The sequence below is a fragment of the Pseudomonas lijiangensis genome (assembly GCF_018968705.1).
Lineage (GTDB): Bacteria > Pseudomonadota > Gammaproteobacteria > Pseudomonadales > Pseudomonadaceae > Aquipseudomonas > Aquipseudomonas lijiangensis.
In genome coordinates this window covers 4,296,381-4,310,165 of sequence record NZ_CP076668.1, presented here as the reverse complement: position 1 = coordinate 4,310,165, position 13,785 = coordinate 4,296,381, and the positions used below count along the sequence as shown (strand labels likewise).

General features: G+C 58.3%; 16 protein-coding genes. 10 read left to right on the top strand and 6 right to left on the bottom strand.

Going from position 1 to position 13,785, the window contains the following annotated elements; translation table 11 throughout:
• Window positions 1-178 precede the first annotated feature (178 nt).
• The 3 genes from KQP88_RS17900 to KQP88_RS17895 are packed head-to-tail and all read left to right on the top strand — an operon-like array spanning window position 179 to window position 2,118.
• Window positions 179-1,387, top strand: a complete 1,209-nt coding sequence (locus tag KQP88_RS17900) for an MFS transporter (protein ID WP_200992631.1) — start codon at window positions 179-181, stop codon at window positions 1,385-1,387.
• The gene (locus tag KQP88_RS25395) at window positions 1,384-1,506 is read left to right on the top strand and encodes a hypothetical protein (protein WP_260406087.1); all 123 of its coding nucleotides are present in this window, start codon (window positions 1,384-1,386) and stop codon (window positions 1,504-1,506) included. Before KQP88_RS17900 ends, KQP88_RS25395 begins: the two co-directional genes overlap by 4 nt.
• 60 nt (window positions 1,507-1,566) lie before the next feature.
• On the top strand, window positions 1,567-2,118 hold the full coding sequence (locus KQP88_RS17895) for a glutathione peroxidase (protein ID WP_216703789.1): 552 nt from the start codon (window positions 1,567-1,569) through the stop codon (window positions 2,116-2,118).
• A gap of 88 nt (window positions 2,119-2,206) precedes the next feature.
• On the opposite strand, the gene KQP88_RS17890 is transcribed toward KQP88_RS17895, so the two are convergent.
• The 3 genes from KQP88_RS17890 to KQP88_RS17880 form a co-directional block, all read right to left on the bottom strand.
• Window positions 2,207-3,490 carry an OmpP1/FadL family transporter gene (locus KQP88_RS17890; RefSeq protein ID WP_216703788.1) on the bottom strand — a complete coding sequence of 428 codons (1,284 nt, stop codon included), beginning with the start codon at window positions 3,488-3,490 and terminating at the stop codon, window positions 2,207-2,209.
• Between the two features lie 112 nt (window positions 3,491-3,602).
• Window positions 3,603-4,121 (bottom strand): hypothetical protein, encoded by a 519-nt coding sequence (locus KQP88_RS17885; RefSeq protein WP_200992628.1) that lies wholly within the window; start codon window positions 4,119-4,121, stop codon window positions 3,603-3,605.
• A gap of 262 nt (window positions 4,122-4,383) precedes the next feature.
• Window positions 4,384-4,608, bottom strand: coding sequence for a hypothetical protein (locus KQP88_RS17880; RefSeq protein ID WP_200992889.1), 225 nt, complete (start codon window positions 4,606-4,608; stop codon window positions 4,384-4,386).
• A gap of 1,020 nt (window positions 4,609-5,628) precedes the next feature.
• On the opposite strand from KQP88_RS17880, the gene rmuC reads away from it, so the two are divergent.
• Together rmuC and KQP88_RS25390 are read left to right on the top strand one after the other, a co-directional pair.
• A complete protein-coding gene (gene rmuC / locus KQP88_RS17875) occupies window positions 5,629-6,993 on the top strand; it encodes a DNA recombination protein RmuC (RefSeq protein ID WP_216705990.1) in 1,365 nt (454 codons plus the stop codon).
• Window positions 6,994-7,177: 184 nt separating this feature from the next.
• Window positions 7,178-7,300: a PA1414 family protein gene (locus tag KQP88_RS25390; protein ID WP_117164006.1), complete on the top strand. Its 123-nt coding sequence runs from the start codon at window positions 7,178-7,180 to the stop codon at window positions 7,298-7,300.
• Window positions 7,301-7,400: 100 nt separating this feature from the next.
• Here the strand turns inward: KQP88_RS25390 and KQP88_RS17870 are convergent, their stop codons facing one another.
• Window positions 7,401-7,661 carry a hypothetical protein gene (locus KQP88_RS17870; protein WP_216703787.1) on the bottom strand — a complete coding sequence of 87 codons (261 nt, stop codon included), beginning with the start codon at window positions 7,659-7,661 and terminating at the stop codon, window positions 7,401-7,403.
• A 163-nt stretch (window positions 7,662-7,824) separates the two neighbouring features.
• Here KQP88_RS17870 and KQP88_RS17865 point away from each other — a divergent pair, with 163 nt between their 5' ends.
• Together KQP88_RS17865 and KQP88_RS17860 are read left to right on the top strand one after the other, a co-directional pair.
• Window positions 7,825-8,421 carry a tRNA-uridine aminocarboxypropyltransferase gene (locus tag KQP88_RS17865; RefSeq protein ID WP_216703786.1) on the top strand — a complete coding sequence of 199 codons (597 nt, stop codon included), beginning with the start codon at window positions 7,825-7,827 and terminating at the stop codon, window positions 8,419-8,421.
• Between the two features lie 280 nt (window positions 8,422-8,701).
• The gene (locus KQP88_RS17860) at window positions 8,702-9,658 is read left to right on the top strand and encodes a DMT family transporter (RefSeq protein WP_216703785.1); all 957 of its coding nucleotides are present in this window, start codon (window positions 8,702-8,704) and stop codon (window positions 9,656-9,658) included.
• 9 nt (window positions 9,659-9,667) lie between these two features.
• Here the strand turns inward: KQP88_RS17860 and KQP88_RS17855 are convergent, their stop codons facing one another.
• Together KQP88_RS17855 and KQP88_RS17850 are read right to left on the bottom strand one after the other, a co-directional pair.
• Entirely contained in the window at window positions 9,668-10,279 is a 612-nt protein-coding gene (locus KQP88_RS17855; protein ID WP_025261307.1) for an NAD(P)H-dependent oxidoreductase, read from the bottom strand.
• Window positions 10,272-11,666 carry a class II fumarate hydratase gene (locus KQP88_RS17850; protein WP_200992624.1) on the bottom strand — a complete coding sequence of 465 codons (1,395 nt, stop codon included), beginning with the start codon at window positions 11,664-11,666 and terminating at the stop codon, window positions 10,272-10,274. The genes KQP88_RS17855 and KQP88_RS17850 overlap by 8 nt, the downstream gene beginning before the upstream one ends.
• A 180-nt stretch (window positions 11,667-11,846) precedes the next feature.
• Here KQP88_RS17850 and KQP88_RS17845 point away from each other — a divergent pair, with 180 nt between their 5' ends.
• The 3 genes from KQP88_RS17845 (at window position 11,847) to trhO (ending at window position 13,782) form a co-directional block, all read left to right on the top strand.
• Window positions 11,847-12,374, top strand: coding sequence for a DUF2059 domain-containing protein (locus tag KQP88_RS17845; RefSeq protein WP_025261305.1), 528 nt, complete (start codon window positions 11,847-11,849; stop codon window positions 12,372-12,374).
• A gap of 15 nt (window positions 12,375-12,389) precedes the next feature.
• Entirely contained in the window at window positions 12,390-12,683 is a 294-nt protein-coding gene (locus KQP88_RS17840; RefSeq protein WP_025261304.1) for a BolA family protein, read from the top strand.
• A gap of 160 nt (window positions 12,684-12,843) precedes the next feature.
• Window positions 12,844-13,782 (top strand): oxygen-dependent tRNA uridine(34) hydroxylase TrhO, encoded by a 939-nt coding sequence (gene trhO / locus KQP88_RS17835; RefSeq protein WP_216705989.1) that lies wholly within the window; start codon window positions 12,844-12,846, stop codon window positions 13,780-13,782.
• Window positions 13,783-13,785 lie beyond the last annotated feature (3 nt).

The window sequence follows — 13,785 nt, the reverse complement described above, 5'->3', positions numbered from 1 at the left end:
CTGTCGCGGCCAAGGCCCCTCCCACAGGTGACTCCTTCCGGTGCTACGAATTCATTCGCGAAAGATGACACCCGTAATCCATTGACATCTCCATCCCGCGAGGCGTAACTTCCCGTTGTAATTATTTGCGGGTATATCCACGTAAATTACTCGTGAAGCCTCAGGGAGAATAAGAAAAATGACATCGGTCTGGCGTACCAGCGGTTGGATTTTATTGGGCAGTGCATTGATTCTTGCGCTTTCCTTGGGTACCCGGCATGGCTTCGGGCTGTTTCTGGCCCCTATGAGCGCCGATTTCGGCTGGGGCCGCGAGGTCTTTGCCTTTGCCATCGCCCTGCAGAATCTCATGTGGGGGCTGGCGCAGCCGTTTGCCGGAGCCCTGGCGGATCGCTTCGGTGCGGCGAAAGTGGTGTTTATCGGCGGTGTGCTTTATGCCGCAGGCCTGATCTGCATGAGCATGGCGGATTCTCCTGCAAGCCTTTCCCTGAGTGCCGGCATCCTGATCGGCATTGGTCTGTCCGGCACTTCTTTCTCGGTCATTCTGGGTGTCGTCGGCCGTGCCTTGCCTGCCGAAAAACGCAGCATGGGCATGGGGATCGCCAGTGCTGCGGGTTCCTTCGGCCAGTTCGCCATGCTGCCGGGAACCCTTGGGCTGCTGGGCTGGCTGGGCTGGTCCAGCACCTTGCTGGTGCTGGGTTTACTGGTTGCCTTGATCCTGCCGCTGGTCAGCATGCTCAAGGACAGCCCGGCCGCTTCGCTTGGCAGTGAGCAGACCCTGGGTGAAGCACTGCGCGAGGCGTGTTCCCATTCCGGGTTCTGGCTGCTGGCGCTGGGTTTTTTCGTCTGTGGCTTTCAGGTGGTGTTCATCGGCGTCCATTTGCCTGCTTATCTGGTGGATCAGCATTTGCCGGCCACGGTCGGGACGACGGTGCTGGCGCTCATTGGCCTGTTCAATATCTTCGGTACTTACACCGCAGGCTGGCTGGGCGGGCGTATGTCCAAGCCGCGCTTGCTGGTCACCCTCTATCTGCTGCGCGCAGTGGTCATCGTCCTGTTCCTCTGGATTCCGTTGAGCCAGACGACGGCTTATCTGTTTGGCGTGGCCATGGGGCTGTTGTGGCTGTCCACGGTCCCGCTGACCAACGGTACGGTGGCGACGTTGTTCGGTGTGCGTAACCTGTCGATGCTCGGTGGTATTGTCTTCCTGTTCCATCAATTGGGCGCTTTCCTCGGCGGCTGGCTGGGCGGGCTCGTGTATGACCATACCGGGAGTTACGATTTGATCTGGCAGGTTTCCATTCTGCTCAGCCTCATGGCAGCAGCCCTGAACTGGCCCGTGCGCGAGAAGCCGGTGGCCCGGTTGCAACCTCAAGGCAGCGTCGCGTGAACCGGCACTGGCCTGTGCTGGCAGCGGTGCTGACCGGCAGCGTGGTGCTTGCATTGCTCTGGTGGGCCTGGCAGCAGGTCGGTCTGGCTGCCTTGCAGTTGGGGCTTGGTGCCTGTTGAGTGCAGGCGCAGCAAGGAGTAGCGTGTGTGGCCAGACAATAATGTAGTAGGGATGCCTTGATGAAAATACGCTGGATTTCTGTCCCTGTTCTATTGCTCGCCATGAGTGGCGCAGCATTGGCTGCCGATTGCCCGCCCTTGCTGCAGGGCGAATTGCCGAAGCTGCGCAGCAAGGAAAACATCGACCTTTGCCAGCGTTTTGCCGGCAAGCCTATGGTGGTGGTCAATACCGCCAGCTTTTGCGGCTTTGCCCCGCAGTTCAAGGGGCTTGAGGCGTTGAGTCAGCGCTACAAGGCCCAAGGGCTGGAAGTGCTCGGTGTGCCTTCCAATGACTTCAAGCAGGAGTCCGGGGATGGCGAGGAAACCGCCAAGGTCTGTTACGTCAATTACGGCGTGACCTTCACCATGACCGAGCCGCAGCCGGTCAGGGGCGATGATGCAACGCATCTTTTCAAGGTGCTGGCCGAGCAGAGCAGTGCGCCGCGCTGGAACTTCTATAAATATGTGGTGGATCGCCAGGGCAAGGTGGTCGCCAGTTTCTCCAGCATGACCAAGCCGGACGATCCCGATCTGATCGCAGCCATCGAGAAAGCCATCGCTTCGAAACCGTGACCCATACGAAAAAGCCCGCGACCATTACTGGTCGCGGGCTTTTTTGTGACCGCAGACAGGCTTTTCAGCCTGCCTTGGTCAGGTGTCATCAGAAGCGATAGGTCAACGAAGTACCGATACCGTGGGCGCTGTTCTTGTAGTCAGCGCTGTAGGCACCTTTGGAGGTACTGGCGTTGCGAATCTTGGCTTCGTCTTCCCACAGGTACGAATAGGCGACATCGATGGTGATCGCGTCGTTCGGGGTCCAGCCAGCACCGAAGCTGACGATCTGACGATCACCGGTCGGAATGCGTGGAGAACGGTTCACGTTGTTGGTAGGCGACTGGTCGACGGTATAGCCGGTACGCAAGGTCCATTCTTTATTGACCTTGTACGAAGCGCCGATGGCGTGAGCCCAGGTGTCATGCCAGTCCTGCTCTTCGGAAATACGTCCGATTGCACCGTTGGCACCACCCAGGCCAGCCGGAACACCGCTGTTGTTGACGGTGATGTCTTTCAGGCGGCTCCAGCGTGTCCAGGTGCTGCCTGCGTAGACGGTCCAGTTTTCGTCCAGTTGCTGGGTGATGGAGAAGTCCACCGACTCAGGGGTGCTGATATCCAGCGAAGCGTCGTACTTCTGGCCGTTGAAGGGACCGAAGCCGGTGCCTTCGACCTTGGTCTTGCCTTCTAGCTTGTAGTCAACCTTGGAGTGGTAGGTCAGGCCCAGGCGGGTGGTGTCGGTGGCCTGGACCAGGATGCCGACGTTGAAGCCCAGAGCGACGTCGTCACCCTTGATCTTGACCTTGCCATCGTTTGTGCCCAGAGACGCGGCGTTGAGGGTCGAAGAGGTCAGTTCGCCTTCGATGCGGTTGATGGTCGGGCCGAAACCGATGGAAACCTTGTCGTTGAAGGCGTAGCTCACGGTCGGCTGGAAGGTGACGACCTGTACGTGGCTCTTGTCGGCCCAGTAGCGGCCCGCGAAGCCGTTTTCATAGTCGGTGACCAGGCCAAACGGCACGTAGACACCCAGGCCTACGGCCCATTGATCGTCCAGTGGTTTGACGTAGTAGCCCATGGGCACGCCGATGACAGGGACCATGTCGCCGTCATTGCTGCCGCCGAACGTGCCGCGACCGTTGTCGATATCGGTCTTGGCGATGATGGCCGCTGCGCCAACGCTGACTTGTTCGCGCTTGAGGCGGGACATGCCGGCCGGGTTGCCGAACACCGTGCTGGCGTCGTCGGCGGAGGAGGAGCGTCCGGCAAAACCGGTACCCATGGCGCTGATGCTTTGCTCGTTGACCGCAAAGCCGGAGGCGAGAAGTTGTGAAGACGCCAGTCCGATGGCTAAGCCCAGTGTTGTCCTTTGGATCGATTTTGTCGTTATTTTCATTATTAGAACTCCTTGTTGATCACGTGGCGGAAATTACCAACATTTTTGAGAACGCGCTATAGGCTGGATAGCCCGATTTAGAGCTATTTTTGTAGGACAATCTGATCAGAATTCAGGAATTTTCCAGAACTTTGTTTTTCCGCAATTGTGAGTATTGCGAGATGTAAAGAGGGGCGACGCACGAGTGCCAGGCTGTTACGAAATCTCGTAATCGTCCCTGGGGCTGGAAGATCTGTCGCCAGATTCTGGCCATGGCCAATGGGTCGTCTGCGGTGGGCAGGGTGAGGCTCTGCGCTTCGATCATCATCCAGGCTATGGCGGTGGAGTAGCGCAGGTTGACGGCCAGTTCCAGATTCGGCCCGCTCAGGAAGGCATGCTGGCTGGCAAGACCGCGCACGCGGCTGGCGAGGTCCGGATCGTGGGCCAGGTAATTGTCCCAGAGCTGGCGGTGACGCAACTCGGGAATGCGGTACAGGCCATGTCCGCGTCTGCTGCCCAGCGCATCGCCCAGTGATGACTGGCTGGCCGCAATGCCCAGAAGCAGCGATTCGGCGCAGGGGTTTTGACGATCCAGATAAACCAGGGTGGGGCGGATTACGTGACGGCATAATTCTATGGCTGCAATACCCATAAGACAGTCAGCTCGCTAGATAATGACCAGCGGACCCTGATGCGTGGCAGCGGTGAATCGGATAGGGCCCACTGGAAGCAGCCCAAGGCCGCTTGAGTTGAAGTGTAGTCTCATAATTGGATTGTAAAATTATGTTTTACATCGTTTTAGGATTTGCACTCGGCGCTATAGATCGGTTGGCGATTAGAGGGGGCGCGCAGAAACAAAAAAGCCCCGCTTTGACGGCGGGGCTTTTCATTCGGCGTGGCAGCGGCTTTTGGCTTCAGGCAGTCAGTGCCTGGCGAGTCCGCTCGATCACGGCCTGCAGCGGCTCGGCGCTGGAGTACTGATCGGGGTAAAGGCGTTCGCTGTGGCGGGCAATACCGTGTTCATTGACGAGGGTAAAGCTGAAGGAGCCTTTGCGGGCTGCCATGATCAAGCAGTCCATTGGAGCGAAAGCGTGGGTGAGGGTGCGGATGGCATCCTGAGTCTGGATATGAGTAGTCATCATTGAAAGTGTTTCCTGAAACGACACGGAACAATACCGTGCATCAATAAAGGCTCCAGTAAACGCGGGCTGGCTTGAATGTCGAAGCGGGCCGGGCGAAGAACCTGACTGGAACAAGGCAGTCAGTTGAAGCGCGCTTTATCGTATGGCGCCCTGGCTGACAGGTAGGTACTTAGGAGGGCAGGCAACACAACAGGAGCAAAGGTTCGACGCTCGGGGTGAAGATCCTGATCAATTGCAGGCTGGTCAATGCAGGCCATGATTACGCTTTGCCCTTTGTGGGCCATGTTGCGCAGGACATGCCTGGAAACCATCGAGGTGGTCGATCCCTTGTTGTCGACACCGCTTCCATATGGATTGGCGCTTGTCGGGGGACTTATCGACCGGAATTGATTTTCAGCTTGGTACTAACGTCGGCAACACTAATGCAATATCCGGAAAAATGAAAGGGATATTTACAAATATTTTTCCTTGTCGGGCGCTTTGTCCGGGGGGCGCAAAATCCACTTGTGCACATTAGCGGCACAAGCTGCCACATCACTGTCACATACGACCCTAAGAGTTTGATTTACTGTGGTGAATTATTAAGTCAATGAAAAACATCGCTTTTTTTTACTGGTGAAAAAATCGTCAGTTTGAGCGCAGCCCCCGTTCTGTATGGGTTTGCGGAGGTTAAAGGGGGGTTGTCCACTGAGTTATCCACAGCTTCTGTGGATTGTCCCGTCACATCAGGCGGTTATATCGAGGGTTTACCTTGCGCTAAAAGAGAGTAGAGTTATGTCCCCCGATTTTCCCCGCAATGCCTATCATGCGTGCCTTGAGTCGCTGTCTCTGTCCCGGAGACGTTCCTGAATCTTCTTTCGTTCATAATGCCGCAGGCAATGATCCGGCATGTAGGGAGTCGTTATGGCTTTGGACCTGAACAGCCTGTTGCTGGGGCTTGGTGCGGCGGCGCTGCCTTTGCTGGCGTGGGTCTGGCAGTTGCAGCGGCGTCTGGCGCGTCAGCAGGCCGACACGGCATTGCTCGATGAGCGCTTGAGCATGGCGCAGATGGCTCAGGACGGCCTCAATGCCCAGCTGGACGCCAGCCGCGACGAGATCAGCGACCTGAGCCAGGCCAACGCTGCCCGTCAGGCCGACCTGGCCGCGGTGCGCCGCGAAGTCGAGCTGCTGCGTCTGGAGTGCGATAACGGTCGTGATGCCGCCCATGGCTGGAACCTTGAGCGAGCCAGCAAGGAAAACGAGCTGCGCCGTCTGGATGCCCAGTGCGCAGCCTTGAATGCCGAATTGCGTGAGCAGCAGGAAAGCCATCAGCAACGTTTGAACGATCTCCAGGGTTCACGTGATGAATTGCGCGCCCAGTTTGCCGAACTGGCAGGCAAGATTTTCGATGAGCGTGAGCAGCGTTTCGCTGAAACCAGCCAGCAGCAGTTGGGACAACTGCTCAATCCTCTGAAGGAGCGCATCCAGTCATTCGAGAAGCGCGTGGAGGAGAGTTACCAGAACGAAGCCCGCGAGCGGTTTTCCCTGGGCAAGGAGCTGGAGCGTCTGCAGCAATTGAACCTGCGCCTGAGTGATGAGGCGACCAATCTGACTCGCGCACTCAAGGGCCAGAAAACCCAGGGTAACTGGGGCGAGCTGATTCTGGAGCGGGTGCTGGAGCATGCCGGGCTTGAGAAAGGCCGCGAATACCAGACCCAGGTCAGCCTCAAGGGGCCGGACGGCGAGCGCTTCCAGCCGGATGTTCTGATCATGCTGCCGGGGGACAAGCAGGTTGTGGTGGACGCCAAGGTCAGTCTGACGGCCTACCAGCAATATGTATCGGCGGGCGACGAGGTGATCGGTCAGGCGGCCTTGAAGCAGCATGTACTGTCCTTGCGTAACCATGTCAAAGGCTTGTCCGGCAAGGACTACAAGCGCCTTGAAGGGCTGCACAGCCTGGATTTCGTGTTGCTGTTCGTGCCCATAGAAGCGGCATTTTCGGCAGCCTTGCAGGCTGAGCCCAATCTGTTTCAGGAAGCGTTCGACCGCAATATCGTGATTGTCAGCCCGACGACGCTGCTTGCCACCTTGCGGGTCATCGACAGCCTGTGGAAGCAGGAGCGCCAGAGCCAGAACGCCCGGGAAATCGCGGAGCGGGCAGGGTGGCTGTACGACAAGTTCGTGTTGTTCATTCAGGATCTGGACGAGGTCGGCAATCGCTTGCAACAACTTGATAAGGCTTATTCGGCGGCCCGTAACAAATTGACGGACGGTCGCGGTAATCTGGTCAGCCGCAGCGAACAGCTCAAATTGTTGGGCGCGCGGGCCAGTAAAAACCTGCCGCCCGACCTGCTCGAACGCGCCATGACTGACGAAGATGGCGTCCTGCGTTTGCCGGAATAGCCAAGGTTGTGGTCGTGCAAAACCGTCTGTCGCCAAGACTAGAAGGAAAGGCGCGGAGGTGTCACATTGCTGTTATCGGGAAAAATGTTTCCGAGTTGTCGGCTAGATTGAAAACTTGCTTCTATGATCAGTATTAGCAACAGGCGCATTGCCGGTTGCCTGGTTTTTCCCTCGAGGGGGCTTTATGAACAGCAAATTGCAAGAATGGCTCCATGATCTGGGTGTTGCACTGGGTTTGATCGAACGTCCCAAACTGCAACCTGTGCCTGTGCGCGCCGAGGATGAGCGCCGCCGCCCACGTCGATAAGCCTTGGCTGACCGCTATCGGTCACCTGCATTGGCGCTCCATATGAGCGGGACGCAAGGCCGTGTCCCGTTATCAGTTTTCAATTGCCTGTTTCCTGTCGCTATACCTGGTGCATCAATACGATCAGATCCACCACCATGGGCAGCGACAGGTGCTCGGGTTTCTGGATGGCTCGTTCTCTTATGAAGGCCGCCGGGAACTCGAAGCCGAACTCTTCTTCCAGGCGTCCGAAAAGCTCGTTGATATCTTCTTCGTCCAGCACGAGATCCTTGAAGGTGGCATTGTCGCGCAACACGGATTTGTCCACCAGAATGACTCCAAGAATGTCGAGCACCCTTTGGTTGATGTCCTCGCGATTCATGGAAACCCCGGTTCTGGACATTTGTCGGTTAATCCCGCCCTCGGTTTCAGGCTAGCTGAAGTTTCCGGGCCGTCCTTCAAGGGCGACGGGTGCCCGATGGCAGGTTCAGGCTGCTCGGTGATCGGCTAGACTGCGCTCCTTGTTTGCAGCCGAAGAAAAAAACATGTCTCGTGCTCGTTGCGAGCGCTGTCAGCGCCCCGACCACCATTGCCTCTGCGCCCTGATTCCGAAACTGGACAGCCGAACTCGCGTTTTACTGCTGCAACACCCCAGTGAAGTCAGTCACGCCTTGAATACTGCACGCCTGGCTGCCCTGGGACTGGTCAATGCGCAACTCGTGGTGGGGGAAGTGTTCGAGGATCTGGAAGCGCTGCTGAATCAGTCCGGGTATCGAGCGCGTCTGCTATTTCCGGGCGAAGATACACAGGTGTTGGCGCCTTGTTCCGAACAGGATCTGCCCATGCTGCTGGTAGTGCCCGATGGTACCTGGCGCAAGGCGCGAAAGCTGCTGCATCTCAACCCGCTGCTGGCTGCCTTGCCCCGAGTGACGCTGGGTTCGGTTCCGGTTTCACGCTACCGCCTGCGCAAGGCGCCAGGACCCGATGCCTTGTCGACTCTGGAAGCGGTCACCCATGCCTTGCAGACCCTGGAGCCCGAAGCTTCTTTTTCTGCGCTTTTACGGCCTTTCGATGCCTTGATCGAGGGGCAGATCGAAGCAATGGGCCATGAAACGTATAAGCGCAATCACGCAGAGAGCTGATACCCGATCACTCAAGACATGCCTGTAACTTGTGGGAGGGGCCTTGGCCGCGACTTCACAGGCAACACACTTTTAGCGCCTTCAGATGATGAAGCTGTCGCGGCCAAGGCCCCTCCCACGGATTTTGACCCGGCCACCTGCTTTTTGAACTGATCAACATTCCTCCAGTGGAAAAGCCATCAACACAATTGGGCGCTTTATGCGTTCCTATCTGTATCTGTGAGTGACGGCAATCTGTGCCTAGACTGACAACACTGTCTTGTCTGATCTGGAATGACCGATGCACATTTCCTCCGGCCGCTGGGTGTATGGCCTCTGTCTTGCGCTGCTGACCGCTTTTCTCTGGGGCATCCTGCCCGTCAAACTCAAACAGGTGCTGCAAGTGATGGATCCGGTGACGGTGACCTGGTTCCGTCTTCTGGTATCGGGCGTCCTGCTCTTTATATGGCTGGCATCGGTCAAGCGTTTGCCGAACCTCAAGGTGTTGGGTGGCAAGGGCAGGATTCTGGTGGCGCTGGCGGTGTTTGGTCTGGTGGGCAACTATGTGCTGTATCTGGTGGGGTTGCGTCTGTTGAGCCCCGGCACCACGCAACTGATGATCCAGACCGGGCCCATTCTGCTGTTGCTCGGCAGCATCGTTCTGTTCAAGGAGCGCTTCACGCTTGGGCAGGGCATCGGTCTGCTTGTGTTGCTGATCGGTTTTGGCCTGTTCTTCAATGAGCGTCTGGTGGAGCTGTTCACCTCCCTGAGCGATTACACCGCCGGAGTGCTGATCGTCTTTCTGGCGGCTGTGGTCTGGACCTTCTACGGGCTGAGCCAGAAGCAATTGCTGACGGTGTGGAATTCGTTGCAGGTCATGATGGTGATCTACCTGTTCTGCGCGCTGCTGATCACGCCCTGGGCGCATCCGATGGAGGCTTTGCAGTTGAGCCCGTTGCAGGGTTGGTTATTGCTGGCGTGTTGCCTGAACACCCTGGTGGCTTATGGCGCCTTTGCCGAGGCTCTGGCCCACTGGGAAGCTTCGCGTGTCAGCGCAACCCTGGCCCTTACACCGCTGGTGACACTGGCAGCGGTGGCTGTTGCCGCATGGTTGTGGCCCGACTACGTGCAGGCCGAAGAAATCAATGCGCTGGGGTATGGCGGTGCAGTGCTGGTGGTGCTGGGCTCGGCCCTGACCGCCTTGGGGCCGTCGATGATTGCGGGCTGGAAGGCCAGGAAGCAGCGGCTGGCGGTGTAGCGCCAGCGGCTATTTACCAAGTTGTTCGGCCTGCCGAAGCCATTGCTGGCGCTGTTCTTCGGTGGAGGTGCGGATCGGGGCGAATTCTGTCAGGCGTTTGGTTCTGATTCCGCAGAAGGCCAGGATCGTACGAATCATCTGGCGATGTGCCGGTGCGCCGTAGATCCAACGGAAGTAGCGGGGCGGGGTGTCCATGGTAGACAGCAGCTCCGCAGTCTTGCCCTTGAGCAGCTCGTTGGACGGGTGTCTGCGGCCGTGGGTCCTGAAGGCGAAGCCGGGCATGAACACCCGGTCGAAGAAACCGCTCAGCAAGGCTGGCAGACCGCCCCAGGAAACCGGGTAGACGAATACAAGATGCTCGGCCCAGTGGATCTGGCGCTGGGCTTCGAGCAGGTCGTGTTCCAGATTCTGACTCTGCTCGTAGCCGTTATGCAGGATCGGATCGAAGTCCAGCTCGCTGAGCTTGAGCATTCTCACCACATGACCTTTGCTGCGTGCTCCCTGTGAGTAGGCATCACCCAGGGCGTGGCAGAAACTGACGGTCTTCGGTGTGCCGTAAATCATCAGGATACGTTTTCCACTGCCTTCCAGAGGTGTTGCACCACTCTTTGGGTCAGCCATTGCTACCCGCCTCCAGCATTTTTTCCGGTCTGACCCAGGCGTCGAACTGCTCGTCGGTAAGATAGCCCAGGGCAAGGGCGGCTTCACGCAAGGTCAGCCCTTCGCTGTAGGCTTTCTTGGCGATCTGCGCCGACTTGTCGTAACCGATATGGGGATTGAGAGCGGTGACCAGCATCAGGCCTCGCTCCAGGTGTTCGGCCATTTTTGCGGCATCGGGTTCCAGGCCGGCGATGCAATGTTCGTTGAAGTTGCGGCAGCCGTCGGCCAGCAGCCGGATCGACTGCAGCAGATTATGAATGATGACCGGCTTGTACACGTTCAGTTGCAGATGACCCTGGCTGGCGGCGAAACCGATGGTCACGTCGTTGCCCATGACCTGACAGGCCAGCATCGACAGCGCCTCGCATTGGGTCGGGTTGACCTTGCCGGGCATGATCGAGCTTCCCGGCTCGTTGGCGGGCAGCCGGACTTCTGCAAGCCCGGCGCGGGGGCCGGAGCCCAGCAGGCGCAGGTCGTTGGCGATTTTCATCAAGGCCACGGCCAAAGTCTTGAGCGCCCCGGACAAGGCGGTGAGCGGTTCATGGCCCGCCAGCGCGGCGAACTTGTTGGGCGCCGTGACGAACGGCAGTCCCGACAGAGCCGCCAGTTCCGCAGCCACGGCCTCGGCGAAGCCTTTGGGAGCATTCAGGCCGGTGCCCACGGCGGTGCCGCCCTGAGCCAGTTCGAAGACCGCAGGCAAGGTGGCGCGAATGGCTTTCTGGGCATAGTCCAGTTGCGCAACGAAGCCCGAAAGCTCCTGGCCGAAGGTGATCGGTGTGGCATCCATCATGTGGGTGCGGCCGGTTTTCACCAGTTTGATGTGCCGTGCCGACTGTTCGGCAAGGCCATTGGAAAGCTCGGCGATGGCGGGCAGCAGTTGCTCCTTGACCGCTTGTGCCGCCGCGATGTGCATGGCTGTAGGAAAGCAGTCATTGGAACTCTGTGAACGGTTGACGTGATCATTGGGATGCACCGGGCTCTTGCCGCCACGGCCCTGGCCAGCCAGCTCGTTGGCGCGCCCGGCAATCACTTCGTTGACGTTCATGTTGCTTTGCGTGCCGCTGCCGGTCTGCCAGACCACCAGCGGAAACTGGGCGTCATGCTGACCGTCGAGCACTTCGTTGGCGGCCTGCTCGATGAGCCGGGCGATATCGGCAGGCAGGTCGCCATTGCGATCATTGACCCGGGCGGCGGCTTTCTTGATGAGGGTCAGGGCGTGCAGCACGGCAAGCGGCATGGACTGGTCGCCAATCGCAAAGTTGATCAGCGACCGTTGCGTCTGTGCACCCCAGTAAGCGTCTTCAGGGACTTCTATCGGGCCAATGCTGTCAGTTTCTGTACGGCTCACTGGTCTTACTCCTTTATGGTGCGTAAGGGTTAGGTGCCTTTAATTCTTCAGGGTTCCCATACGGGCTGTGTTAGCGGGTTTTCAACCACTGAGTTAAGCGGGGGTTGAGCCAAAAGCGAACATAAGCGCAGAATGGTCGGCCTTGAGGTCATGCCTCGTTTGTCAGATTAAGGAAATTCGATGACCCGTCTTCGTGCCATCTGTACTGCGGTAGCCCTGGTTTGCGCCAGCGGTCAGGTTCTCGCCGACACCGCCAGCCACAACGCCAGTGCCGAAACCTTCCTCAAGCTTGCCAACGCTGACAAGCTGGGTGCTCCGGTATACGCGCAGGTCCAGCAGATGTTTGCCCAGCGTTTTGCTGAAACCAAGGCCCCTGCATCGAAAAAGGCCTTGCTGGAAACCTATCAGGCCAAGGCCAACACCGCTGTCGATCAGGCAATCGGCTGGAACAAGCTCAAGCCGGACATGGTCAAGCTCTACACCGCCAACTTCACCGAAAGCGAGTTGAAGGATCTGGTCGTGTTCTACCAGTCGCCACTGGGCAAGAAAGTCATGTCCAAAATGCCTGAGCTGGCTCAGCAATCGGCCCAACTGACCCAGAGCAAGCTGGAAAGCGCCGTGCCGGTGGTCAACAAGCTGCTCGCCGACATGACCGCCGAGCTGGAGCCTGCCAAAGCCGCAGCCCCGGCTGCGCCCAAGAAACCCTGACAGGCGAGCCTGGTCATGAGCATGCAACAGAAAATCGAGTCGGCGCTTGCGCTGCTTGAGCCACAGCACCTGCAAGTGCTCGACGAGAGCCACATGCACAGTCGTGGTCAGCAGACGCATTACAAGGCCATTCTGGTCAGCGACCAGTTTGCGGGCCTGAACTCGGTCAAGCGGCATCAGAAGGTCTACGCCACGCTGGGTAGCCTGATGGGCGAGTTCCACGCCCTGGCATTGCACACCTACACGCCTGAGGAATGGACAAGGATCGGCGCGGCTCCCGCTTCGCCGACCTGTGCCGGCGGTCACTGACCTGAGCGCCGGGGTCCGCCCCGAAGCAATATCCTGATAACGCCTGTTTTGCTAGAATCCGCACCGCGCCGCAAGGCCGGTGCGTTTTTCGTTCTGATTTTTTGTCCGGTAGGCCCTTTACGAGGGTCACCACCTGGAGAGATACATGACACAAGAGCCGATGACTCAGCCGATCGTCGTAGCTGCGCTATACAAATTCGTGACCCTCAGCGATTACGTTGCCCTGCGTGAGCCTCTGTTGCAGGCCATGATCGCCAATGGCATCAAGGGCACTCTGCTCATCGCCGAAGAGGGCATCAACGGTACGGTTTCCGGTAGCCGTGAAGGTATCGATGGCCTGCTGGCCTGGTTGAAAAACGATCCGCGCATGGTCGATATCGATCACAAGGAATCGTTCTGCGACGAGCAGCCGTTCTATCGCACCAAGGTCAAGCTCAAGAAAGAGATCGTAACCCTGGGTGTCGAAGGTGTGGACCCCAACAAGCGCGTTGGCACTTATGTCGAACCCAGGGACTGGAACGCCCTGATCACCGACCCTGAAGTGCTGCTGATCGATACCCGCAACGACTACGAAGTGTCCATCGGCACCTTCGAGGGCGCCATCGACCCGAAGACCACCAGCTTTCGCGAGTTTCCCGAGTACATCAAGGAGCACTTCGACCCGGCCGTGCACAAGAAGGTCGCCATGTTCTGCACCGGCGGCATTCGTTGCGAAAAGGCATCGAGCTACATGCTGGGCGAGGGTTTCGAGGAGGTCTATCACCTCAAGGGCGGGATTCTCAAATACCTGGAAGAAGTCCCTCAGGAAGAGAGCAAGTGGAGTGGCGACTGCTTCGTGTTCGATAACCGTGTCACGGTGCGTCACGACCTGAGCGAAGGCGACTACGATCAATGTCATGCCTGCCGCACACCGATCAGTGCCGAAGATCGCGCCAGCGAGCATTATTCGCCGGGTGTCAGTTGCCCGCACTGCTGGGACAGCCTGAGCGAAAAGACTCGCCGCAGCGCCATTGACCGGCAGAAGCAGATCGAGCTGGCAAAGGCCCGTAATCAGCCGCACCCGATTGGTCACAACTACCGTTCGCAATCCGAGGCCTGAGCC

Bases quoted from the DNA above. Each gene is read 5' to 3' on its own strand.
- KQP88_RS17900 (WP_200992631.1), top strand. From the start codon at position 179: ATGACATCGGTCTGGCGTACCAGCGGTTGGATTTTATTGGGCAGTGCA.
- KQP88_RS17895 (WP_216703789.1), top strand. From the start codon at position 1,567: ATGAAAATACGCTGGATTTCTGTCCCTGTTCTATTGCTCGCCATGAGT.
- KQP88_RS17890 (WP_216703788.1), bottom strand. From the start codon at position 3,490: ATGAAAATAACGACAAAATCGATCCAAAGGACAACACTGGGCTTAGCC.
- KQP88_RS17885 (WP_200992628.1), bottom strand. From the start codon at position 4,121: ATGGGTATTGCAGCCATAGAATTATGCCGTCACGTAATCCGCCCCACC.
- KQP88_RS17880 (WP_200992889.1), bottom strand. From the start codon at position 4,608: ATGACTACTCATATCCAGACTCAGGATGCCATCCGCACCCTCACCCAC.
- KQP88_RS25390 (WP_117164006.1), top strand. From the start codon at position 7,178: ATGAACAGCAAATTGCAAGAATGGCTCCATGATCTGGGTGTTGCACTG.
- KQP88_RS17870 (WP_216703787.1), bottom strand. From the start codon at position 7,661: ATGAATCGCGAGGACATCAACCAAAGGGTGCTCGACATTCTTGGAGTC.
- KQP88_RS17865 (WP_216703786.1), top strand. From the start codon at position 7,825: ATGTCTCGTGCTCGTTGCGAGCGCTGTCAGCGCCCCGACCACCATTGC.
- KQP88_RS17860 (WP_216703785.1), top strand. From the start codon at position 8,702: ATGCACATTTCCTCCGGCCGCTGGGTGTATGGCCTCTGTCTTGCGCTG.
- KQP88_RS17855 (WP_025261307.1), bottom strand. From the start codon at position 10,279: ATGGCTGACCCAAAGAGTGGTGCAACACCTCTGGAAGGCAGTGGAAAA.
- KQP88_RS17845 (WP_025261305.1), top strand. From the start codon at position 11,847: ATGACCCGTCTTCGTGCCATCTGTACTGCGGTAGCCCTGGTTTGCGCC.
- KQP88_RS17840 (WP_025261304.1), top strand. From the start codon at position 12,390: ATGAGCATGCAACAGAAAATCGAGTCGGCGCTTGCGCTGCTTGAGCCA.
- trhO (WP_216705989.1), top strand. From the start codon at position 12,844: ATGACTCAGCCGATCGTCGTAGCTGCGCTATACAAATTCGTGACCCTC.